The 22,943-nt window shown below is 36.9% G+C and carries 22 protein-coding genes; 8 read left to right on the top strand and 14 right to left on the bottom strand.

Annotated elements, in window-relative coordinates; translation table 11 throughout:
• Nucleotides 1-129 precede the first annotated feature (129 nt).
• Together MKY49_RS01135 and MKY49_RS01130 are read left to right on the top strand one after the other, a co-directional pair.
• On the top strand, nucleotides 130-990 hold the full coding sequence (locus tag MKY49_RS01135; protein WP_341385413.1) for a PucR family transcriptional regulator: 861 nt from the start codon (nucleotides 130-132) through the stop codon (nucleotides 988-990).
• A gap of 106 nt (nucleotides 991-1,096) precedes the next feature.
• Entirely contained in the window at nucleotides 1,097-2,179 is a 1,083-nt protein-coding gene (locus MKY49_RS01130) for an ABC transporter ATP-binding protein (protein WP_312507467.1), read from the top strand.
• A gap of 51 nt (nucleotides 2,180-2,230) precedes the next feature.
• On the opposite strand, the gene MKY49_RS01125 is transcribed toward MKY49_RS01130, so the two are convergent.
• From MKY49_RS01125 to MKY49_RS01090, 8 genes are all read right to left on the bottom strand, one after another.
• Nucleotides 2,231-3,112, bottom strand: coding sequence for a MurR/RpiR family transcriptional regulator (locus MKY49_RS01125; protein WP_313471408.1), 882 nt, complete (start codon nucleotides 3,110-3,112; stop codon nucleotides 2,231-2,233).
• Nucleotides 3,113-3,163: 51 nt separating this feature from the next.
• The gene (gene murQ, locus MKY49_RS01120) at nucleotides 3,164-4,069 is read right to left on the bottom strand and encodes an N-acetylmuramic acid 6-phosphate etherase (RefSeq protein ID WP_313471407.1); all 906 of its coding nucleotides are present in this window, start codon (nucleotides 4,067-4,069) and stop codon (nucleotides 3,164-3,166) included.
• Nucleotides 4,041-5,087: an N-acetylglucosamine kinase gene (locus MKY49_RS01115; protein ID WP_312507470.1), complete on the bottom strand. Its 1,047-nt coding sequence runs from the start codon at nucleotides 5,085-5,087 to the stop codon at nucleotides 4,041-4,043. Before MKY49_RS01115 ends, murQ begins: the two co-directional genes overlap by 29 nt.
• On the bottom strand, nucleotides 5,074-5,901 hold the full coding sequence (locus MKY49_RS01110) for a carbohydrate ABC transporter permease (RefSeq protein WP_274795328.1): 828 nt from the start codon (nucleotides 5,899-5,901) through the stop codon (nucleotides 5,074-5,076). Before MKY49_RS01110 ends, MKY49_RS01115 begins: the two co-directional genes overlap by 14 nt.
• An 11-nt stretch (nucleotides 5,902-5,912) precedes the next feature.
• Entirely contained in the window at nucleotides 5,913-6,857 is a 945-nt protein-coding gene (locus MKY49_RS01105; protein WP_274795327.1) for a carbohydrate ABC transporter permease, read from the bottom strand.
• Nucleotides 6,858-6,946: 89 nt separating this feature from the next.
• On the bottom strand, nucleotides 6,947-8,257 hold the full coding sequence (locus MKY49_RS01100) for an ABC transporter substrate-binding protein (RefSeq protein ID WP_396631781.1): 1,311 nt from the start codon (nucleotides 8,255-8,257) through the stop codon (nucleotides 6,947-6,949).
• Entirely contained in the window at nucleotides 8,254-9,273 is a 1,020-nt protein-coding gene (locus MKY49_RS01095) for a serine hydrolase domain-containing protein (RefSeq protein ID WP_341385412.1), read from the bottom strand. The genes MKY49_RS01100 and MKY49_RS01095 overlap by 4 nt, the downstream gene beginning before the upstream one ends.
• Before the next feature lie 162 nt (nucleotides 9,274-9,435).
• Nucleotides 9,436-10,950: a DHA2 family efflux MFS transporter permease subunit gene (locus tag MKY49_RS01090; protein WP_312507474.1), complete on the bottom strand. Its 1,515-nt coding sequence runs from the start codon at nucleotides 10,948-10,950 to the stop codon at nucleotides 9,436-9,438.
• Nucleotides 10,951-11,107: 157 nt separating this feature from the next.
• On the opposite strand from MKY49_RS01090, the gene MKY49_RS01085 reads away from it, so the two are divergent.
• Nucleotides 11,108-12,019 carry a TetR/AcrR family transcriptional regulator gene (locus MKY49_RS01085; RefSeq protein ID WP_274795323.1) on the top strand — a complete coding sequence of 304 codons (912 nt, stop codon included), beginning with the start codon at nucleotides 11,108-11,110 and terminating at the stop codon, nucleotides 12,017-12,019.
• Between the two features lie 102 nt (nucleotides 12,020-12,121).
• Here MKY49_RS01085 and MKY49_RS01080 read toward each other — a convergent pair whose 3' ends face one another.
• The gene (locus MKY49_RS01080; protein ID WP_274795322.1) at nucleotides 12,122-13,771 is read right to left on the bottom strand and encodes a sensor histidine kinase; all 1,650 of its coding nucleotides are present in this window, start codon (nucleotides 13,769-13,771) and stop codon (nucleotides 12,122-12,124) included.
• Nucleotides 13,768-14,469, bottom strand: coding sequence for a response regulator transcription factor (locus MKY49_RS01075; protein WP_312507477.1), 702 nt, complete (start codon nucleotides 14,467-14,469; stop codon nucleotides 13,768-13,770). Before MKY49_RS01075 ends, MKY49_RS01080 begins: the two co-directional genes overlap by 4 nt.
• Before the next feature lie 103 nt (nucleotides 14,470-14,572).
• Between MKY49_RS01075 and MKY49_RS01070 the strand changes: the two genes are divergently transcribed.
• The 3 genes from MKY49_RS01070 to MKY49_RS01060 all read left to right on the top strand — a co-directional run bounded on the left by MKY49_RS01070 (nucleotide 14,573) and on the right by MKY49_RS01060 (nucleotide 16,898).
• A complete protein-coding gene (locus MKY49_RS01070; protein WP_341385411.1) occupies nucleotides 14,573-15,718 on the top strand; it encodes a DUF418 domain-containing protein in 1,146 nt (381 codons plus the stop codon).
• Nucleotides 15,719-15,934: 216 nt separating this feature from the next.
• Entirely contained in the window at nucleotides 15,935-16,474 is a 540-nt protein-coding gene (locus MKY49_RS01065; protein ID WP_445928412.1) for a DUF1273 domain-containing protein, read from the top strand.
• Between the two features lie 109 nt (nucleotides 16,475-16,583).
• Nucleotides 16,584-16,898, top strand: coding sequence for a hypothetical protein (locus tag MKY49_RS01060; protein ID WP_274795317.1), 315 nt, complete (start codon nucleotides 16,584-16,586; stop codon nucleotides 16,896-16,898).
• Between the two features lie 47 nt (nucleotides 16,899-16,945).
• Here MKY49_RS01060 and MKY49_RS01055 read toward each other — a convergent pair whose 3' ends face one another.
• From MKY49_RS01055 to MKY49_RS01040, 4 genes are all read right to left on the bottom strand, one after another.
• Nucleotides 16,946-18,340 (bottom strand): L-cystine transporter, encoded by a 1,395-nt coding sequence (locus MKY49_RS01055; protein WP_274795316.1) that lies wholly within the window; start codon nucleotides 18,338-18,340, stop codon nucleotides 16,946-16,948.
• Nucleotides 18,341-18,668: 328 nt separating this feature from the next.
• The gene (locus MKY49_RS01050) at nucleotides 18,669-19,115 is read right to left on the bottom strand and encodes a hypothetical protein (protein WP_341385409.1); all 447 of its coding nucleotides are present in this window, start codon (nucleotides 19,113-19,115) and stop codon (nucleotides 18,669-18,671) included.
• Between the two features lie 114 nt (nucleotides 19,116-19,229).
• Nucleotides 19,230-20,180 (bottom strand): GGDEF domain-containing protein, encoded by a 951-nt coding sequence (locus MKY49_RS01045; RefSeq protein WP_274795314.1) that lies wholly within the window; start codon nucleotides 20,178-20,180, stop codon nucleotides 19,230-19,232.
• A complete protein-coding gene (locus MKY49_RS01040) occupies nucleotides 20,158-21,039 on the bottom strand; it encodes an EAL domain-containing protein (RefSeq protein WP_274795313.1) in 882 nt (293 codons plus the stop codon). Before MKY49_RS01040 ends, MKY49_RS01045 begins: the two co-directional genes overlap by 23 nt.
• Before the next feature lie 294 nt (nucleotides 21,040-21,333).
• On the opposite strand from MKY49_RS01040, the gene MKY49_RS01035 reads away from it, so the two are divergent.
• Nucleotides 21,334-21,519: a hypothetical protein gene (locus MKY49_RS01035; protein WP_274795312.1), complete on the top strand. Its 186-nt coding sequence runs from the start codon at nucleotides 21,334-21,336 to the stop codon at nucleotides 21,517-21,519.
• Nucleotides 21,509-22,927 carry an amidase gene (locus tag MKY49_RS01030; RefSeq protein WP_312507483.1) on the top strand — a complete coding sequence of 473 codons (1,419 nt, stop codon included), beginning with the start codon at nucleotides 21,509-21,511 and terminating at the stop codon, nucleotides 22,925-22,927. The genes MKY49_RS01035 and MKY49_RS01030 overlap by 11 nt, the downstream gene beginning before the upstream one ends.
• The last annotated feature ends 16 nt before the right edge of the window (nucleotides 22,928-22,943 follow it).

Genomic DNA, 22,943 nt, shown 5'->3' with positions numbered 1-22,943 from the left:
GCATTAGGTATGTAAACTATCATACTAGCTAATATTCGTGTTTTTGTATGATTACTATAAATATTTCTTCATATATATAACTATACGAATTCGACCTATTTTTCTTTCAATTTAAAAGGAGTTGTATGTATGGACTATCAAAAATTACAGCAACGCTTCCCTTCATTAAGCCCCTTTTCCAATAAAACGGATGAAAACTATGTATTTAATTTTAATAATCAGCTCTATGAAATTCCAAAACACACGATAACACAAAGTGAATTAGAGCTATTGCAAATTTTCTCAGGCCCTATTGCTTTGCCAAATGACTATGACCTTGTCTGGTTAGAATATCTAACAGATAAGTCGGATGTTGCTCCTACAGTCCTTCCTATGCACCGTTTAATATTTCTCCACTTTGACAAAGCATTTACAGCACCATCTTTACTACGAAAAGTCTTCGAAGCTTTATTGGGAAAGGATATTCTATTGATATCACTTCATCCCCAATTATTCACCATTATAGAATGTATCGAGGGCAATGAAATATTAAACCTTGCTCATTATCTCGACCCTTTAATAGAGAACATTGAGGTTCATTTTAAAATCTTCGTTTCTGATGTAATACAAGACATTAGCACGACAAAGGAGCGATTTAACTGGTATGTCCAGCTACAACAATCGATTTGGACTTACACAAATAAGCATGTGCTCACACAGCAAGAGCTTTTAGTGCCATACGTAGCTCAGCATACAGAGCCTCAAGCGAAAGATATTTTTATCTCCTCTATCTTAAAAAATGCTACCTCTCAGCCTGATTTACTTCATACAATAAAACAATTAATAGAATACGAAGGTAATATCACATTAGCCTCAAAAAAGTTGTATATGCACCGTAATACACTACAAAATCGCTTAGAAAAATTCCAGCAACTAACACAAAAGGACATTAGGCAATTTTCTCATCGACTAGAGGTTTATCTCGCCATTATTTTCTTGGAGTCACGTTAAGGTCAACTGCACAATTTATACCCCCACCACTGTGCACCATTGCCCTATCGTTCAATTAAGAAGTCATTTACAATGATAGTATGACTTGCAAAGGGGTGTAGCGTGTATGGCGGAACTACGGCTAGAGCACATCTATAAAATATACGATAAAAATGTCCAGGCTGTAACTGATTTTAATTTGCATATTCATGATAAAGAATTCATTGTGTTTGTAGGTCCATCGGGCTGTGGAAAGACTACAACATTACGTATGATTGCTGGTTTAGAGGATATATCCAAAGGGGAACTTTTTATTGATGATGTCTTAATGAATGATGTGGAATCGAAAGATAGAAGTATCGCAATGGTATTCCAAAGCTATGCTTTATATCCGCATATGACCGTCTATGATAATATGGCGTTTAGCTTAAAGCTCCGGAAGGTCGATAAAAAAGAGATTGATCGCCGTGTCAAAGAGGCTGCTAAAATCTTAGGATTAGAGGATTATTTAAAAAGAAAGCCAAAAGCTTTATCAGGTGGACAACGTCAACGTGTGGCTCTTGGCCGTGCTATTGTTAGAGAAGCGAAGGTATTTTTAATGGATGAACCTCTTTCTAATTTGGATGCTAAATTACGTGTGCAAATGCGTGCGGAAATTCAAAAGCTCCATCAACGAATTCAAACAACAACGATCTATGTTACTCATGATCAAACCGAGGCTATGACAATGGCTACACGTCTCGTGGTGATGAAAGATGGGCTTATTCAACAAATTGGGACACCAAAAGAAGTATATAATACACCACATAACATGTTTGTGGCAGGCTTTATCGGTTCACCATCTATGAACCTATTCCATTGTCGACTTACAGAAACGGAGATTCTTTTAGATGGTCAAAGCTTCCCTATCCCTCCCAAGTACTTGCCATTATTACAGAGAAAAAATTATTTAGGGAAAGAAATTGTTATGGGAATACGACCAGAGGATTTACAAATCACTGATATCATTTCCCCTTATGCTTTCAAAGCAACTGTTGATGTTGCTGAATTGCTCGGTGCAGAAACCTTCTTATATTCTTCTTTAGTAACTCAGCCATTTATTGCGCGTGTTCAAGCTGATAGTAATTTTCAACCAACTGAGGTCGTAACGCTCGTTATGAAAGAAGAAAAGATTCATTTCTTCGACCCCGAAACAGAAGAACGGATATAAACAAAACTATAAAAAACGAAGACGATGCTATGAATCTTGATCGTCTTCGTTTTATTTTATTCTATTTTTTCGTTTAGCCACTTTTTTTTGCAATCCTTGAATGATGGTACGTGTTTCGTCTAAATAGTCTATTGTTTGTTCATAGGCACTTGTCACTACCCCCATGAATAAAATATCAATGACAAGCAACTGGGCAAGACGTGATGAGGTAGCACCGCTTCTAAAGGTTGCTTCAACATTTGGAGATACATATAAAGAAATATCCGCTAAACTAGAAACTAATGAACTTCCATAGCGTGTTAAACTAATTGTAGTTGCAGGTGTTTCACTAGCTATCTCCAGGATTTTTGCCACTTCATGTGTTTCCCCAGAAAAGGAAATCCCTACTATTACATCCCCCTTCTGCGCATTAACAACCGCAGTAGCTCCTAAGTGTAAATCCATAAATGCCCTACTATTTTTATTAATTCTTAAAAACTTTTGATCTGCATCCTTTGCTGTTATACCTGAAGCACCTACACCAAAAAAAATAATTTTGCGTGCTTGCGATAAAGCAGATACCGCACGTTCTAATTCAGCTATATCTATTAAATTAGCTGTTTGTGTTAAAATTTCACTACTTTGTATCGTTACCTTTTCTACAATCGATGGTAATGCTTCATTTGCCTCAATATCTCGATCTACAGTTATCGTATGTTGTAAATCACCAGCAATACGTAATTTCAGCTCTTGAACACCGCTAATATTTAGAGATTTACACAGCCGAATAACAGCCGCACTACTTGTTTGACTAGCTTCTCCTAGTTCAACCGCAGTCATTTTTATTGCCTGTGTTGGATGTGCTAATATATAGCTTGCCACCTTCTTTTCGGAGGGGGGAAGCTTTTCGTGCATTTCAGCAAGCATAATTAAACCAGCATTTATTTTTTCCATTTTTCCAGCCCCATCTCTAGATAAAAGGAGGTTATCCATGCACCTTCTTCATCAATACTTCTTTAGCGCCACCGCTCTACGCACGTGCCCTTCGGATTGAGCGAGTAATTCTGTTGCTTCTTCAATAGTTGTATTCGTCAAGAGCATCACAATCGCGAGCTTTACGTGGAAATTGGTTTGCTCCAGAACTCTTTCAGCCTGACTATAAGTAACACCCGTCACTTCACAGACAATATGTTTGGCACGCTCTCGTAATTTAAAGTTACTAGCATGGACATCCACCATTAAATTTTTATAAACTTTTCCGAGTTTAATCATCGAAGCCGTTGTAATCATATTCAATATTTGTTTATGAGCGGTTGCAGCCTTCAATCTTGTAGAACCTGTTAAAATTTCCGGTCCCGTAATCACCTCAATTTTAATATCAGCGTACTGACTAATAACCGCATGAGCATTACTAACTAAACTAATTGTTTTAGCCCCTTGTTGCTGAGCATAAATTAATGCCCCCTTCACAAAAGGAGTTCGACCACTTGCCGCAATACCGATCACTACATCGCGGTTTGTTAGCTGCTGTTTCTTTAGTTCTGCTTCTCCTAAAGATAGATCATCTTCGGCGCCTTCTATAGCTATCATTACCGCCTCTGATCCTCCAGCCAATATAGCCTGCACAAGCTTCGGGGACGTACTAAATGTAGGTGGACATTCCACCGCATCAAGCAACCCAATACGTCCACTTGTCCCTGCACCTACATAAAATAATCTCCCACCGTTCTTAAGTGCCTGAACAACGGCTATTATAGCTTGTTCAATTGCAGGCAAGACCTTAGCTATTGCTTGCGGTATTTTTTTATCCTCTTCATTCATCAGCTTTACAATTTCAGCAGTGCTCATTAAATCTAAATTTGCCGTATCTGGATGATAGCCTTCAGTCGTCAGTTTTGTCATTCGTTCCATTATGATCAAATCCCCCCATACTATTTTCGTGAATGCTCATCCAAGTTTTCTTTATCGTTCGTTGTAAAGCCTCTGTCATTTGAATTCCCTCATTGAAAAGCCCATTAATAAATGCCCCTATAACAGGTGGTACTTCAGGTTGAATTAATCGATTATGGATTGAAGCTTGTTTCAGCTTCATTTGAAAACACTGAACAAAGTAAAGATTTTCAAATAAGCCTCCGCATAGGACAATGGGCAGGTTTTTTACCTGTGGTTCTTTTATTAACATCGTTTGGATGAATTGAACTAGATGGTGAACTGCCTGTTTGATGATATTCTCCGCCTTAGCATTCTGTTGCTCAGCTAAACCTAACACCGTCCGAGCTAGGGAGGCTATAAGTACACGAGGCTGTGGATCCTCATAAACTTGCGTAATGATGTCAGCAGGATTGGTTAATGATAGCTGATTTAAAATAGTCGCTGTAAACACATCACCATTCATACCAAAAACATCATAATGTTGTGCAATAGCACGCAATGCCTCTTGCCCAATATAGTAGCCACTGCCTTCATCACCTAATAGGTAACCCCATCCTCCGACACGACTAACTTGAAGTTTTTTTGCGATAGCATATACGATGGAACCCGTTCCTGCTATTACAACAACCCCTTGCTTTGTAAAAGTGCCACTAGTAAGCGCAGCTACTGCATCATTGGTAATCGTTATCTGACAGGTGCTAGCAGGGAATAAAAAGCCCAGCCATCGTTCCCATCGATCTTTATCTACTTGTCGATCCCCTCCCGCCACACATAGAAAGACTGTAGAAATATCATTCTTTGTGGCACTAACTTTTTGTAATAGCTGCTCTAGTAGCTGCACAATCTGTTGCCTTACCTCATCTGGTGGCTTTGACTTCATATTTGTTCCTGCTCCTTCAACAATGGCTAGCACTTCTCCTTTTTGTGTACCGATCACTGCCCGAGTTCCCGTACCACCACCATCTACCCCAATAATGTATGGCCTATTTAATGGCACCAGCCGTCAACCCCTCCATAAATTGCTTTGAAGCAATAAAGAATAGTAGAATCATAGGTAACGATGCTAATGTTAGACCTGCAAAGAGCGAGCCCCAATCTGCTGAATGCTCTCCAAAGAGCGACATCATGCCTACTGGTATAGTTCGTTTCATCTTCTCCGTAATAAAAATAAGTGGGAAGAAAAAATCATTCCATGCGGCGATAAAGTTTATAATAACGACTGTACCAAGTGCTGGTCTCATTAACGGTAATACGACATGCCAAAGGATTTTTAAATTCCCTGCTCCATCAATACGAGCAGCCTCCTCAAGTTCATATGGCATCGTTTTAAAAAATCCTGTTAATATTAGCATTGATAATGGAATTCCTGTCGCTGTATTCATTAAAACTAAGGACCATAAAGAGTTAATCAGTCCTAAATCACGCATTAAAATGAAGAGCGGCACAATCCCTAACTTAATAGGAATCATCATACCTAATAAGAAAATAAAGAATAATGCATGATTCCAAGAAAATTTAAAGCGAGCAATATAGAAAGAAGCCAATGAACAAACAACAACAATTAATACAACGGATAAAATGCTCACAAACATACTATTCATAAAATACGTAGTAAATGGAATTTTAGATAATAATGTGCGGTAAGTATCTAAGCTAAAGCTAGTCGGTAAGCCCAATGGATCTTTGTAAATGTCCACACTTTTCTTAAAGGAAGACAAAATCATTAACAAAATAGGGTATAAACTGATGGTCGCCACCGTAAATACAACAAGGTAGTAAAGCGGTCGAACCCAAATGGCACTTTGCTTCATATACTCCCCCCCTACATTTGAACATCCTTTTTATTAGCAAAACGTAAAAATAGTGTGGTACAAATTAATATAAAGAGGAATAATACGGTCGCTAAAGCGGACCCTAGACCTATAGCTGTCGCCCCAGAAGCTGTAGAGCTACCAAATGCCAAGCGATAGAAAAATACAGCTAATGTATCTGTTGAGTAATACGGCTCTCCCATGGAGCCTTGCATTGCATAAACAAGTTCAAATGCCTCAAAGGATTGAATAAATGTTAAAATGCCCATGATCATAATCGATGGCACCATTAAAGGTAAATAAATGGTGCGTAATAAGGTAAATCCTTTGGCGCCGTCTAACTTTGCTGCTTCAACTAACTCACTTGGTATCCCCTGAAAACCTGCAAGAAAAATTAAAACGCCAAAACCTAATCCAAACCAACAATTAACTAAAATAATGGCAATTAAAGCTGTTTTAGGATCACCAAGCCATGCTTTTTGTAGGGTTTCCAAACCGAGTTTCTCTAAAATCACATTTAACGTACCGAAATTAGGATTCAGAATGAGCTTCCATAGGAAACCTACTACAATAACCGATAATAATCTGGGTAAAAAGAAAGCTGCCTTAAAAAACTCAGCTCCCTTAATTTTTTGATAAATAATAAACGCAAGAAAAAATGCTAATCCATTCATGACAATCATTTGCAGGATAAAATATAGGACATTATGTTTGAAGGCGTTCCAAAACAAGGAGCCATATGGTTCTGTCGTAAAAAGCGTCACAAAATTTTTGAATCCGATAAAATTTCCGCGAGCCATCCCTTTCCACTCAAAAAAACTATAGGATAATGCTGCTAAAATCGGATAAAGTACAAACATTCCATACAGTATTAACGCAGGAATAGGGAATAGATGGATAGTCCATCTCGCCCAAGATTTCCTTTTTCTTAACGGTGAAGCTGTAGATTCTCTCATAATGAACAGCCGCCCCTTTTAATAATATTGTGCCAAGAAGACCCCTACACTCCTTAGTTGGCGCTTCAGGGTCTTGCTTCATGGTTGAATTATTTTTGAAATGGTGCAAACCAAGTTTTAGCGTTTTCCTGCACCTTTGTAGCTACCTCTTCTGGCGTTACTTGGCCTAAATACATACCTTGAAGCTCACTTTCCAGTAAGCTCTTCGTTGTTGGGTCCCCACCCGTGAAATTAGTTACCCACATATATGGTGTTGCTTCATTTGTAGTCGAATTACTAATGTCATTTAGTAATGCATCATCAGAGGTAATGCCCGGAATAGCACTAATCATAGAAAATTCCTTCACAAATAACTCACCAAATTCCTTCGTTGTTAAAAACTCTAGGAATAGCTTCGCTGCTTCTTTATTTTTTGAATTTGCATTAATTGCAAATGAGCCGTCTACCCAAGTTGTTACTGTTTTATTGCCCTCTTTTGAAGGAATTGGGAAATAGCCTAACTCTAAATCTGGATTCATTTCTAACACAACAGGAATTTCCCAACTACCTAGCGGAAACATTGCTGCATCTTCTAAAGCAAACAATGTCCGAATATCATCCATTCCTAATCCTTCAGAATTGGCTGGGAAATACTTTTTCAAGTCATTCATTACTTGAAGCGATTCGATAAATTTCGCATCCGTAAAATCTTTTTCTCCCGCAAGTACAGCTTGATAGAAGTCATTTCCTTCATAAATTGCTGGACCTATAATACCGTGTAGCAACGACAATAACCAACCTTCCTTTGTACCCATTGCTATTGGTGTAATACCCTTTTCTAATAATTGATCATTTAATGCTATGAATTCTTCCCATGTAGATGGAACTACAAGATTGTTATCTTCAAAGATCTTTTTATTATAGAAAAATTGAGTTGAGCTTAAATTAATCGGTACACCATATTGATTCCCTTGTTCATCACGAGAAGCCATTAATGCTTCTTCAGGGAATGCACTTAATCCATTTAAATCATTAATTTTCTCAACATAACCTGCTTCAGCAAGCTTTAATCCAGCTGCATATGGCCGTAAGTGAAAAATATCCGGCCCTTCACCAGCCTGTAAAGCTGTATTGAGGACTGTGTTATATTCTGTATTTTTAGTTGGGTTAAATGAAATGTGTATATCAGGATGTTGTTCATTAAATAAAGCAATGACTTTTTCATATTTAGCAACATCCTCTGTCCGCCAACTCCCTATAGTTAGCGAAACTTCTTCTGTTTTCGGTTCCTCCTCCTTGTTAGGTGTTGTGGAGCTCGTTGATTCCTCATCAGAGTTACAGCCTACTAAAGCTACAACGAATAATAAAAGAAACGGTAATAACCATTTACTCTTTTGTCTCATGTCCGTTCCACCCTTCATATCAGTAATTTTTCATAAATCATCGTATGAAGCCTCTCCCGAATGCTTCTCATGCTTGTTTTCCTCCCATAATGCACCGCATTCGTTAGAAAAATAGCAAATCCCTGGTGAACAGGGTCCATCCAAATACTTGTGCCTGTAAATCCTGTATGACCAAATGAGCCCTTGCTCCACCTCCTGCCAAAACAAAATGTTGAATCTTCCCCCATCCATACTTCAAATCCTAATCCTCTATTTCTAAACACTTCTGTATAGGCCAGCTTGAGCCATTGATACGGTATTACATTTTGTTGCCTGGTTCCTACCCAAATTTCCGCATACTTTGCTAAATCCTCTGCACAAGAAAATAAACCTGCACTACCAGCAATTCCATCTAGTAACAGCGCTTTTTCATCGTGTACAATCCCCTGTACAAATTTACCGGATACTCTTTCTGTTGCTGCTGCAAGTCCTCTATTATGCTTCGGTAGTTGAAAACAAGTTCGATGCATGCCCCATGGCATAAAAATTTCTTGCTCTACAAAACCTTTTAGAGACTTTCCAGTTACTTTTTCAATTACCTTTCCTAATAAAATCATTCCTAAATCGCTGTATAACACTTGTTCATTTGGCTGACATACAACTTCACTTGCAAATATCTCCTTCATGATGTCGCGCTTATGATGTCTTTCCACTACCGGGGTTAAGTCTGCCGGCAGACCGGAGCAATGCTGTAGCAAGTGTTGGATTGTAATAGTAGAGAATTTAAACTCTGGTAGGAAAAATTGAATTGGCCTATTTAACATTAATTGATTTCGGCTCATCAACAATAATATTGCTGGTAAAGTTGCAACAATCTTTGTTAGGGAAGCCAAATCAAACAACGTATCGATTTCAATGGCTAGCTCTCTATCATCTTCACCTGTATAAGCTCCATAACTGCTTGTTAACATCCTTCTTTGCTTCTTTTGAACGATTAATACGGCACTTGGAATTTTCTTTTCTTGCACTAATTCATTGATATATGCATCTATCAAGCAAACACCTCATTGTGTAAATATCTAAATTTTCAGTAAATTTTATTATCATCATATAAAATTAAATGATGAAAAATAACAAAAATCCTAAAATTTTTTTTTAAAATTGAGCAATAAAAAATCCCCACCAAGTAAATGATTACTTAATGGGAATTCTATGAATTATTTAGTTGATTTTTTTAAATCCATTGAAGATGCTACGCTTTCAACTTTTACACGCTTTAAGAAGAACGCAAGAATTACCGCAATTACTGTTATGCCTGCTGCAATTAAGAAGGAGTGCGTGATTCCATCTAATAGCGCATTTTGCATAATTTGATCTTGCATTTGTTGCATTTGCTCTGGTGTTGGTGCCGCACCTGATTGTGCAGCATTAGCTTTTGCTTCTGCAACTAATTCTTCAGCTTTTACTTTTGTACGATTATTCATAAATGTAACTAGGATCGCACTACCGATTGCTCCTGATACTTGCTGTAATGTATTGTTAATAGCTGTACCATGAGGATTCATAATTTGTGGTAGTTGATTTAACCCGTTTGTCATAATTGGCATCATAACCATTGACATACCGAACATACGAATTGTATACATCGATACGATATATGTGTAACTTGAATCAATTTCTAATTTTGTTAAACCAAATGTTGCAATCGTCGTAATGACTAAACCAGTAATAGCCAGCACTCGTGGACCAAATTTATCGAAAAGCTTACCTGTGATTGGTGACATAATCCCCATTACAAGTGCCCCTGGAAGCATCATCAAGCCTGCTTCAAATGGTTCAATACCACGAATAGATTGCACATAAGCTGGTGTTAAAATCATCCCTGAGAACATCGCCATAGAGACAATGACGGAGATGACAGACCCTAATGCAAACATTGGATATTTATAAATACGTAATTCTAACAATGGTTCATCCATTTTCAGCTGTTTAACAACGAAAATAATTAATGCGATGAAACCAACTGTAATTGTGCCATATACCCATGGACTTGACCAGCCTTTATCCCCTGCTGTACTAAAGCCGTATAAAATACCACCGAAGGCAACTGTTGATAAAAGTACTGAAAGGAAATCTAAGTGAACTTCACGTGTCTCCATCACGTTTCTTAATTTCCAAACACCAAATAATAAACTAATTAAAGCAAAAGGAATAATCATTTGGAAAAGCATACGCCAATCATGATGCTCAACAATGTACCCTGATAATGTAGGACCGATTGCTGGCGCCATAATCATAACTAGACCAAATATACCCATCGCAGCCCCACGTTTTTCTTTCGGGAAGCTTGTTAACATAACGTTCATTAAAAGTGGTGACATACTTGATGCACCGGCTGCCTGCACCATACGACCTGCTAGAAGCACACCAAAGTTTGGTGCGAAGCCTGCCATAATTGTACCTATTGTAAAGACGGACATCGCTACTATAAATAGATGTCTATTTTTAAAGCGTGTCACAAAAAATGCTGAAGCAGGAACTAAAATACCGCTTACTAGCATATAACCTGTTGCTAGCCATTGTACCTTTGAATATGTTATTCCAAAATCTTTCATGATTGTTGGTAATGCCACATTCAGCAATGTGTTGTTTAGAAAAGCAACAAAAGCACCCACAAATAGAATAGCTATCATGCCATAAGGGGGCTTCTTCATTGTTTGCTCACTATTCATTTATATCCCTCAATTCTTTCTTGTGTTTTACGATAAAACTTATTTTATACTCGTAGTCTACTTTTTTCAACAAATAAGTTTATATTTTTTACAAACGTTGATATACGGGCTTTTTAAGTGTAGAATAAGAGTATAATACTATAAAAAAGGTGAGGTCATGAACAAAAGAAAAAGACAGATTATTACAGCAGCCCGTGAACTTTTTATTGAAAAAGGTTTTCTAGATACATCGATTAACGACATCATCAATGCGGCCAAGATTTCGAAAGGTACATTTTATAATCACTTTACTTCAAAGAACGAATGCTTAATCGCCATTTTAGACGAAGGACGAGAGGAAGCAAGTAATCGCCGCCATGAACTTATTTATGGTAAGGATCCAACAGATTTAGAAGTATTGACACAGCAAGTTGCTGTACTCATGTATGTCAATCGGGAACATAATTTAATACAAATTTTTGAATCCATTTTCCAATCAAGAGATAAAGAACTAAAAAAAATCATTATCAACTACCATTTACAAGAATTGGAATGGCTTGCCAATCGGCTAGTACAAGTCTTTGGCGAAGAGATTAGCCCTATTAGCTATGAGTGTGCTGTACAAACACTTGGAATGATTAACCTTACACTGCGTGCCGTCTTTATTGCCGATTATAAATATATCAATCGAGAAGCCATTGTACGTGTAGCATTGCGCAATATAAGCGTAATTATACCCACTATGCTTGAATCGAAAGAAATCATCGTAAGTGTTGAAATGATCAATACCATTCAAAATGTGGTGAACTATAAAACGGTTACAAAGGAAATGGTTATTGAACAATTACGGGGGTTTACGAAGGGATTATCGAAAAACGAAACAATGGAAGGTTTAGAATATGCTCAATTCTTATTAGAGGAACTACAGAGCGAAAAGCCAAAACTTTTTATTATTGAATCACTTCTTACACCTTTCCGTAAGGCTTTTGTCGGCACAGAGCATATCGCAGAAGCCCGCGACATCGCCAATAACTTGTGGCGCTATGTAAAAATTGAACAACCAGCTGAGCGCTGTACGAAAAATAAATAAATACAAAAAGAGGTATCAAAAATTCTTGATACCTCTTTACTATGATGAAATATACTCTAAGATTCAACTTCATGGTTTTTATGTCTTTGGATTGCATGAAAATCAGCCTTCGTGGCATTGAAATTTCAGAACGAAAATAGTTCCACCTTGGCCAGAACGAACACTAATGGTGCCATTATGCAAATCAATGAGCTGTTTTGTAATGGCTAGTCCTAGTCCTGTTCCCGTTATATCGTCAGTCGTATTAGTACCACGATAATAACGCTCGAATAAATTATCAAGCTCCTCCTGAGGAATGCCAGGACCTCGATCAGCAATGGTTAGCATCACTTCTTTACCAGTATGTTGTGCCTCTACAATTACTTTTGTGCCTTCGGGCGTATACTTTTTCGCATTGGTAATTAAATTATCCATAATTCGCTTGAGTAAAAGCTCATCTGCTTGCAGCAATACATCCCCATAAACTTTCACACTTACCTGCTCATCTGCAAACTGTGGTAACCATGCTGCTAACGGCAGTAATACTTCATCCAGCTGTATGGCCTTATTTTTTAATTGATACGTATAGGTTAAATCTTGAATGAGCGCATCCATATAGGTCGCCTTTTCTTGCATCGTTTGTGCAAAAATACGCATCTCATCCTTGGTCCACTCATAATCTTCCGATGCCAGCATTGTGGAATAGCCATAAATTGAACTTAACGGCGTCTTTAAATCATGTGATAAGCCCGTTATCCACTCTTCACGTAATTGCTCTGCGTGCTTGATCTGTCTTTCATTTGAATTAAGTCGTTCAGATAAATGATTGAGTGATTCCTCTACAGGCTGGAACAGTTTAAATTTCCGCTTGAGCTTCCCCGTTTTGTTATGATGAATTTTTTTATCACTTATTTCTCTGTAATCAAATTGAGTCAGTCGCTCAATACGCGAAATAACATAAACGAGTGGTCGCACAAATTGCCGTGAAATACTAATGGATAAAAAGATCACGCCGAGTATCAAAATAATATGCCCACCGAAGAATATAGAAACAAACAATACCATCGCCTTATTAAAGGGCTCTTCAAATGGCTTATAGGATGGGTTAGGCATTCGCACAACAAAAGTGGCATCATCAGCTAGGGCTACGCTTTGTGTAAGCTCCTCATGCTCGAAAATATCATATTTTTCCTCGAGTAATTGCGGCTTCTTCAGCTTATCATAACGCTTTCCTATGACATCCGTCCGATTCCATTGTTCGTCATAGATTTCAACACTCGCCTTATTTTCTTTTAAACGTTGCAAGGTTACGGCAGAAATGTCCCCTGTTGAAACCCAATTTTCGAAGGCCTCTTCAAACAAAGGTTGAACAGGCGAAGTCGGAATAAATAATAAGTAGTAATTCGGGAGTTCCCATGTATGCATACCCGGTTGTTTCAATGCTAATATTTCGCTATCGGACTTTCCACATAATTCACAACTATCTCCTGTGTAATCAACAATGGTCATGGATTGATCAAATAAGTATAGCTGTCCTACGTTTTCCTCTGCTCGCTTCACTAAGTAATCCGCTATTTTAACCGTTTGTCCTTTTTCAACAACAGCATCATCTTCAATTTCAAAGGAGCTCATAACATGAATATTGTCACCAACACGATCATTAATAAAGATGGCGAAAAATACCAAGCTCATAATAAAGCCTGAAATAATTAAGAGATAAAATATGATGAAATATGAAACAAAACGGAGTGTTAATTTTCCAGCAGGCTTCATGAAGAAACATCCCCAACAAGTTTATAACCAATGCCTCGGACCGTTATAATGCATGTTGGCTTTCCAGGATTTTTTTCGATTTTTTCACGTAGTTTGCGTATATGTACCATTACTGTATTATCATCAAACAAGCAATCTCCCCACACACTCTCGTATATTTGTTCCTTTGATAACACTTGCCCTGCATTATCACATAAATATTTTAATAAATGAAATAAGCGGCCACTAATCATTTCCTTTACGCCATCTACCTGAATCTCTGCTGCGTCAATATCGAATGTAAAACGGCTACAAGTAAAAATGTGATTTTCTTGAACATTCTTTTTCTTCATATAACGTACTAGCTGTACCTTCACTCTTGCCACAAGTTCTAATGGGTTAAATGGTTTTGTAATATAATCATCTGCACCATTCATAAAACCTCGGAGCTTATCGGCGTCACTGCTTTTTGCTGTTAAATAAAAAATAGGGGCATCACTTTTCTCTCGAATGATATGCGCGATATCCAACCCACTACCATCTGGTAGCATGATATCTAATAGATAGAAATCAAATGGTTTAGTATTAATCTCGTTTTTTGCCTCTTCTATCGTGTTGCATAATGTTATATTGGCAATTCCCTCTTTTCTTAAAATGATTTCAATCATTTCGGCAATTGCACGTTCGTCCTCTAACACTAAAATTGATGCTTCCTGCATTTTTCCACCTACTTTTAAGATTACTTTAAGGTAGTCATTATTTCACCATAAGCTTCCTCAACTATTATATGTATAAGATAACCAATTAAGGAGATAAAACGCAATGACAACTAATCGTGTTACCTTCATTGATACAATGCGTGGATTTAGTTTATTTGGCATCTTAATGGCAAATTTGCTGTTTTTCCAGTTTGGGATGTATGGCAAAGATGAATTAAAAAATCTTTCTACCTTAGATAACGGAGCTTTATATTTTGTGAAAATTGTAATTGAAGGCTCGTTTATGCCCATTTTCACCATTTTATTTGGCTTCTCGCTTATTAAATTAATTGAATCCATCCGCAGAAAAAAGAATAAAAGCCGCTGGTCTATTTTACGCCGTGCAACAGGCTTAATTTCTCTTGGCTTACTTCATTCCATCTTCTTATGGGAAGGCGATATTCTGTTTTCTTATGGCTGTATGACTTTATTCTTGATTCCTTTTATTAATCGTAAGCCAAAAACTCTATTAATATGGGCTGGTATCCTTTTTGTACTAACAACAGCGTTAACATACGGCTCTATGGAAGTATCTAAAAAGGAACAAAAGGAGCTAGATACTTACATTGAACAAGCAGATGCTATCTACGCTAATGGAAACTATTTAGAGATTTTTGATTTCCGTGCAAATGTAGAACCACCAGGAATGGAAGATCCGGCGTTCATCTTTATTTTATTAATTTTTGCACCAATGTTCTACGCACCACTATTCCTTTTCGGCATGGCACTTGCTAAGAAGCAAGCCTTTGTGGAGATGGATAAGGAAATGAAATGGTATAAACTAGGTGCTCTCCTCGTTCCTATTGGACTTGTATGTAAAAGTGTTAGTTTTATAGAAAATGCTTTTTCTTCCATTTTATTAATGGGTGGCTCGCAATTATTAGCGATTGGCTATGTCTGCCTTGCAGCATTGATTTATAAAACACGCCCTGTTCAACTGCTTGCTCCTGCATTCGAGAGCGTAGGCAAACTGTCATTAACCAATTATTTACTACAAACCATTATTTGTACAACTGTTTTTTATGGCTATGGCCTTGGATTATACGGCAAACTAGGCGTTTTTGGCGGTATCCTATTTGGAATCGTTGTGTATAGCTTGCAATGTGTTTTCAGCCTAGCCTATTTAAAGAAATTTAAACGTGGTCCATTTGAAACAATTTTACGGATATGGACAAATTGGTCTTGGTCTGGGCAGGTAAAACAAGACTAAAATAGAAAGGAATTATTTTTATGAATAGTGACTCTAAAGAAGACTTTACAGACTCATGGTGGTTTTTGGGTATTTGTGCGACTGTAGCAGTAATTTTAACACTATTTGCATTCAAATAAATTACACATTAGATTTCATTTTCATTTGCCCCCTACTGTATACTAGTAAGTACTACAACTATACAGCTTAGGGGGCATTTTGTTGTTACAGCGTATGATGATTACTGGCTATAAGCCACATGAACTTGGTATTTTTAATGATAAACACCCTGGCATTGTCATTATAAAAAAGGCACTAGAAGCTCGTCTACGTACACTACTGGATGAAGGACTGGAATGGGTTATTATTAGTGGACAGCAGGGCGTCGAATCTTGGAGTGCTGAAGTTGTTTTAATGCTAAAAAAGGAATATACAAATTTAAAATATGCCGTTATAACGCCCTTTTTAGAGCAGGAGAAGAATTGGCAAGACCCTAAAAAGGAAAAGTATCAAGCATTAATTGCCCAAGCCGATTTTGTTACAAGCGTGACCAAAAAACCGTACGAAGCACCTTGGCAATTTATTGAGAAGGATAAATTTATTATTCAAAATACTGACGGTCTTTTATTAATTTACGATGAAGAAAATGAAGGTTCTCCAAAGTACATTAAACGTCTTGCAGAAAAATATATGGAATCTCATGACTATTCTCTTTTAACAATAAACGCCTATGATTTACAGGTGATAGCTGAAGAAATACAACAGCAAGACTGGTAGAAAAATATTGCTATAATTTTCTGACAATCATATACTATAATTAGTTATTCCTTTTTGTAGCCTACTATTTTCATGAAGGCTACCAATAAATTGAAGGGAGCTGTATCATTTGAATAAACATATTGAAATGGTTCTTGAAGCTTCTCCTGTTAATGTCACTCACGATACGTATCGTAGAGAATGTCGGTATACACGTGGAATTCATATTGAGGAACAGGAATTTTCAGCTATTTTGAATACGATGAGCAATGATTCACGCTTATATTTCGATTTCCATAATCCGCGTAAAGAGATTAAAAAGGGAACCTATTTAAATGGACACTCCGGTTTAGCCTACAATATTTATGAATACTATAAACAACATTATAATATTGAGATAGCTGAGATAATTAATGGTAAAGATTTTTATGTAAAAATAATATAAAACATAAGCCCCTTTAAAATTTTTCTTTTAAAGGGGCTTTTTTTATGTTATAGGTCTGCTACTTGCGCACCTAATTCTTTATTATTATACATTTCTGTATCAAGCTCTTTTGTAATACGTGCTGTTGTAACACCAGCAGTCATTGAACCACTTACATTTAAAGCTGTACGCCCCATATCGATTAAAGGCTCAACAGAGATTAATACACCTGCAAGTGCAACTGGTAAGTCAAGAGCTGAAAGTACAAGGATCGCTGCAAATGTTGCACCACCACCAACACCTGCTACACCAAAGGAGCTAACGGCTACTACTGCGATAACTGTAATAATGAACACAGGATCAAGAGGATTAATACCTACTGTAGGTGCGATCATAATCGCTAACATAGCAGGGTATACTCCAGCACAGCCATTTTGGCCGATTGATAAACCAAATGAACCTGAGAAGTTTGCGATACCTTCAGATACCCCAAGACGGCCTGTTTGCGTTTTAATGTTCATTGGTAAAGTACCAGCACTTGAACGTGATGTAAAGGCAAATAACAATGTTTCCGCTGATTTTTTCACGTACGTAACTGGGTTTAATCCACTTAATGTTAGGATTAATAAATGTACTAAGAAAACAATTATTAGCGCCGCATAAGAAGCAATCACAAACTTACCTAAATTATAAATGGCACCGAAATCTGATGTTGCAACCGTACGAGCCATAATAGCTAAAATTCCATATGGTGTTAAACGTAAAATGATTGTTACAACACCCATTACTAGTGCATAAATAGCATCTAAGCCTTTTTTAATTGTAGCTGCTGTCCCTTCATCTTTACGTGCCACACGTAAGTAAGCAAAACCAAGGAATGCTGAGAAAATTACTACAGCAATTGTTGAAGTTGAACGAGCTCCAGTTAAATCAAGGAAGGGATTTGCTGGGAATAGCTCAACAATTTGAGTTGGTAAATCCGGTGCTGCTAAGCCAGTTGTTTTTTCCTCAAGATATTGTCCTCGAGCTGTTTCTGCTTCACCTTGTAAAATATGTGTTGCATCTAAATCAAATACCGTTGCAGAAAGAATACCTACTGCTGCCGAAACGGCTGTTGTACCAATTAAAATGGCTAAAATAAGAGCTGCCATTTTCCCAAAGTTTTTGCCAATTTTCATTTTTGTAAAGGCAATTAAAATGGAGATGAATACTAAAGGCATTGCAACCATTTGTAGCAGTTTAACATACCCAGTACCTATAATATTGTACCAAGAAGTTGTTTTGGCTAGTACTTCAGAATCTATACCATAGATAAAATGAAGTCCAAGGCCAAGTACAATCCCTAAACCTAAGCCTGCAAAAACACGATTTGAAAATTTGACGTGTTTTTTATTCATAATAAATAAAATTCCAACGAACACAAGCAACACTGCTACGTTAAGAATGATTTGTAAATTCGACAATGGAATGCCTCCTAAGATGTTTTATTATTAATGTAATCGAATTATATACCCATAATCCCTATAATTCAAGTATGTTTTATTAAGATTAATAAATTCCTAAAGGAAATGGTTCTTTGCCTATGATTATACCCTCAAAAAATGAATCACAATCACCCTTTTGCCCCTGACGCTTTATTATAAAAGACATTTAACAAACCAAGATCATCAGCATATGTGCAGGCGATTGTATAGATAGTTTAGTCACTGGTACTACATTTGGTGACAAATGATAAACTGCCCCTAGATTGTTATAAAAACTAACAGTCTAGAGGCAGCATTATAGGTTTCCTTATATCGCTTCATTTCTAATGACAAATCTCGGTTCATAGTCGCTAATTATGTCAAAAACACCATCATTAAAACAATAAATATGATGTTCAACGTGAGGAATTTCTTTGCTCCCAATCCAGGGAAGTTGGTCAAACCATGCTATATAATCTGAATGGCTCATTTTATAAAACCATTCTGCTGAAAAATTTATAGCATTTTCTTGTTGCAATGCTTCATCGACTAAGGGCACTAAATTAGATCGAGAGATTTCTCCAGTGTAGCGGAATGACCAAACGTAATCTTGTATTGGGGAAATCTTATCATAAATAATATCAACTTCCGTATTGTTTCGAACTATTAATGTTAAGGATAACCCTAAATCTGTATAATTTAATGTAGCATTAACGACTTGAGCCCTCTCCAAGCAAGTAATAGGCTGCCAAATATGCAGTCTTCTTAAGTCCATCTAAAAACCCCACTTTTATATAGAAACTTTATTCAAAAATTCATATATTTTACATATAATCTTTTAAAAATTCATAGTAAAGCTCCAGCAATAAACCTAGCGAAATGCACTAAGTTAATGGACGAAGTAGGTTTGTTGTTTATTAATGAGGTAACAGCTTCCTGCGATTTTTTTACACTGCTTTTTGATATGTGTGACCGCATTCGACAATTGTTCAACGGAATTAAAATACTGATATTCGTTTGTAATAACGGCGATAGATAAGGTCGTACATGTTAAAGGTTCTAGTTCACCTGCTCTATTGGCCACTTGAACACATACTAAATCCTCAAGCTCATAAAAACTTACAATATTGGCATCAAAGTCATCTATAATCTTTTGACAAATCTTTTCTACTTCATAATGAGGTAGAATGGCAACAAAATCGTCGCCACCGATATGCCCTAAAAAATCTTCCATCCCACAGATATGTCTTTTTAGTATATCTGTTAAATACATTAAAATTTTATCACCTTTATTAAAACCATATGTGTCATTATAGGATTTAAAATGATCTAAATCAAAATAGATTAAGCTATATTGTGATAGCTGTAATGCTTCCTCTAGCTTTTCATCAATTAATTTATTCCCGGGAAGGCTACTTAAAGGATTTAAGAAGCTTGCAATGGCTACTTGTGTATCAACAAGCTTTAATAGTAACTCTCGAATACTAACTAAACCATCATATAAGTTATTTTTTGTGACAACGACATCATCATATAAATCTTCAGGAGGTCTAGACATAGCTAGTGTACTCACTTCAGTAATTGGTGTATTACGATCTACAATTAAAGGGTTTTCTTTCATGATAAGTTGATTTTGGCGTCCCATAAATAAATGATAGCCATAGCGAGTACCAATTTTTTGATAGAAATGTGTACGTGTAATATGTCCAATTGGTTTTTCATCACGAACTACTACAATGCTTCGCAATGAAGGATTACTCATAAAAAGTACATCTACTTCGTTATTTTTCACAAATTCATCAATACACGGAACCTTTTCAATGACTTCCCCTATCTTCATGGTCACCCACCCTTATTTTTCCCAAATGTATTTCCTTTGATGGCTTTCCTATCGCATAACCTTGTGCATAATGAATGCCTATACGATGCAGATAATCAAGCTCTTCTTGTCGTTCAATCCCCTCAGCGATAATTTTTGTTTTCACCTGTTCAGCATATTTCATCAATAAGGTAACGAGCTGTTGCTGCTCGCTATTTTGATCGATAAATTGAATTAACGAACGATCAAGTTTAATAAATTCTGGCTTTAAATAAATAAGAGTTTTCAAGCTATTATAACCTGAGCCTACATCGTCTACTGCAATGCGATAACCTTGTGATCGATAATGTGACAACACCCGTTCGAATTCCTCAAAATCTATTACAGCACTGCGCTCTGTTAATTCAAATACTACCTGCTGAGGTTTAATGCCCAGCTCCTTAAGTAATTGTAGCGTTTCTCCACTGTGATATTTTTTATCTACTAACACATTCGGATGTATATTAAGAAATACTAAGAAGTTCGTATCCTTCACATCTTTATGCATACGCTCCTTGAAACGCTGTAAGGAAAGATTCCTACAAAAACACTCAAATAAAAAAACACAATCTGTTTGCCCAACAAACTCATAGAACTGATCCACACTATTAAATAATACTGATGGAACTGGGCGATTTAATGCTTCAAATCCCATCGTTTGCTTTGACTGTAAATCTACAATAGGTTGGAAATATGTATGTAAATCATTATGCTGAATAATATGTTTCAACGCTTTTAAACGTTTCATATATAATGAATTTCTTTGATGTTGCCCATATAAATATTTTAAAAAGGAAAATATACTCCTTGTTTTTATACTTTGTCCCATTGTAGACTCCATTCTTGCACCTCTTCAATTGGTTATTATGGTTCATTGTACCCTTTTATTGTAAACAGACTGTGAATGGTATGTAAAAAGTGTAAGCCCCCGTACTATACTTTGAGATATTTTCTCATAATACATTTTTCATAATATTCAATATATTACAAATGATTTATTGATATAAACCATTATTAGTGTATGATTGTAATAATAGGTTTATATTACCTATTATATTTTTTTGTGCTTTTACCTGATCGATCTTTATAGGGAAACCTATTTAGATAAAAAATTATTCAAGGGAGGATCCTGTTAATGAGCTTGTCTATTCAACAATTATTGGAGAACAAAGGAATTACACCGAAATCTGAACACCTTGAACTATTAAAAACACGCTGGGAAGGTATGCAGTCACTTCGTAGCAATTTAGAAGGTATTGCGATTGATGATGCAGATATCGCTGTACGTAATATTCCTGGAGGTGATCATATTGACAACTGATTTACATTTAAAATCCGTTGAAGAGCTGGCACCTTTACTTGCATCGAAGACGCTCTCCCCCGTGGAATTAACAAAAGCTATTTTAGACTTTGCTGAGGAAAGTCAGCCGAAAATTAATTCCTATATGGCATTTTATCGGGAAGAAGCATTAGCAAAGGCAAAAGAAATTGAACAGGAGATTCTCCAAGGCCACTATAAAGGTATGTATCATGGAATTCCTATGGCCTTAAAGGATAACTTGTATTTTAAAGATAAAATAACAACGATGTCCTCAAAAATTCATAAGGACTTCGTTTCTCATTATGATGCAACAGTTGTTGAAAAGCTTCGAGACGCTGGCGTTATATTCACCGGAAAATTAAGCATGCATGAATACGCATGGGGCATTACCAATAACAACCCTCATTACGGACCTGTTCGCAACCCATGGGATTTAGATAAAATTCCTGGTGGTTCAAGCGGAGGCTCTGGAGCAGCTGTTGCGGCTGGGGCAAGCGTAGCTTCACTAGGGACGGATACAGCAGGCTCCATTCGAATTCCTTCTTCTGCTTGTGGCATAGTTGGGTTAAAACCTACACACGGTCGTGTAAGTAAATATGGCTGTTATCCTTTAGCATGGAGCTTAGATCATATTGGTCCAATGACAAAGACCGTAAAGGATGCAGCAGGCTTGCTTGAAGTCATTGCTGGCTTTGACCATCGAGACCCTACTTGCATTGATGTCCCAACGGACGACTATGTGCAGCAATTATCTGGAGATATTAAGGATTTAGTGATTGGAATTAATGAAGAATACTTCTTTAAAAATGTGGATGCTGAAGTGGAAAAAGCTGTACGAGCAAGCATTCAAAGCTTAGTGGATCAAGGTGCAAAAGTAGAAGTGGTCCGAATTCCTTCTTTACAATATGCAGAATGGGCGGAGCTTGTTACGTCCCTTTCAGAGGCAGCAGCTATACACCATTCAGATTTACAAAAGCGACCACAAGATTTTGGGGATGATATACGTCTACTATTTGAGCTTGGTGAATTACCTTCTGCAGTTGATTACCTACAAGCTCAACAGGTACGACGTCAAATTAAGCAAGAGTTTACTGAAATTTTTAATGAGGTAGATGTACTCATTACCCCTACCCTACCAGTTGTGGCAAGTACGATTGGCGATGATTTCGCAGAGTTGAATGGTCAAAAAGTGGATTTAATTGATAATATTATTCGCTTTACTGGCCCTAGCAACTTAACAGGATTACCTGCACTTTCCGTTCCTTGCGGCTTCAAAGGGAACTTACCAATTGGCTTACAAATTATAGGGCCTGCCTTTAAAGAAGGACGTATATTAAATGTAGGATATGCAGTTGAACAAACTAACCCATTACGAAATAGAAAGCCGAATATTTTTATTAATATTTAAAAGATAGTTTTGAAAA

It is taken from the genome of Lysinibacillus sp. FSL M8-0134, assembly GCF_038069745.1.
Lineage (GTDB): Bacteria > Bacillota > Bacilli > Bacillales_A > Planococcaceae > Lysinibacillus > Lysinibacillus irui.
This window is presented reverse-complemented; position numbering and strand designations above follow the sequence as displayed.

Bases quoted from the DNA above. Each gene is read 5' to 3' on its own strand.
- MKY49_RS01105 (WP_274795327.1), bottom strand. From the start codon at position 6,857: ATGAGAGAATCTACAGCTTCACCGTTAAGAAAAAGGAAATCTTGGGCG.
- MKY49_RS01085 (WP_274795323.1), top strand. From the start codon at position 11,108: ATGAACAAAAGAAAAAGACAGATTATTACAGCAGCCCGTGAACTTTTT.
- MKY49_RS01135 (WP_341385413.1), top strand. From the start codon at position 130: ATGGACTATCAAAAATTACAGCAACGCTTCCCTTCATTAAGCCCCTTT.
- MKY49_RS01090 (WP_312507474.1), bottom strand. From the start codon at position 10,950: ATGAATAGTGAGCAAACAATGAAGAAGCCCCCTTATGGCATGATAGCT.
- MKY49_RS01110 (WP_274795328.1), bottom strand. From the start codon at position 5,901: ATGAAGCAAAGTGCCATTTGGGTTCGACCGCTTTACTACCTTGTTGTA.
- MKY49_RS01050 (WP_341385409.1), bottom strand. From the start codon at position 19,115: ATGGACTTAAGAAGACTGCATATTTGGCAGCCTATTACTTGCTTGGAG.
- MKY49_RS01035 (WP_274795312.1), top strand. From the start codon at position 21,334: ATGAGCTTGTCTATTCAACAATTATTGGAGAACAAAGGAATTACACCG.
- MKY49_RS01045 (WP_274795314.1), bottom strand. From the start codon at position 20,180: ATGAAGATAGGGGAAGTCATTGAAAAGGTTCCGTGTATTGATGAATTT.
- MKY49_RS01065 (WP_445928412.1), top strand. From the start codon at position 15,935: ATGATTACTGGCTATAAGCCACATGAACTTGGTATTTTTAATGATAAA.
- MKY49_RS01130 (WP_312507467.1), top strand. From the start codon at position 1,097: ATGGCGGAACTACGGCTAGAGCACATCTATAAAATATACGATAAAAAT.
- MKY49_RS01125 (WP_313471408.1), bottom strand. From the start codon at position 3,112: ATGGAAAAAATAAATGCTGGTTTAATTATGCTTGCTGAAATGCACGAA.
- murQ (WP_313471407.1), bottom strand. From the start codon at position 4,069: ATGGAACGAATGACAAAACTGACGACTGAAGGCTATCATCCAGATACG.
- MKY49_RS01075 (WP_312507477.1), bottom strand. From the start codon at position 14,469: ATGCAGGAAGCATCAATTTTAGTGTTAGAGGACGAACGTGCAATTGCC.
- MKY49_RS01040 (WP_274795313.1), bottom strand. From the start codon at position 21,039: ATGGAGTCTACAATGGGACAAAGTATAAAAACAAGGAGTATATTTTCC.
- MKY49_RS01100 (WP_396631781.1), bottom strand. From the start codon at position 8,257: ATGAAGGGTGGAACGGACATGAGACAAAAGAGTAAATGGTTATTACCG.
- MKY49_RS01080 (WP_274795322.1), bottom strand. From the start codon at position 13,771: ATGAAGCCTGCTGGAAAATTAACACTCCGTTTTGTTTCATATTTCATC.
- MKY49_RS01070 (WP_341385411.1), top strand. From the start codon at position 14,573: ATGACAACTAATCGTGTTACCTTCATTGATACAATGCGTGGATTTAGT.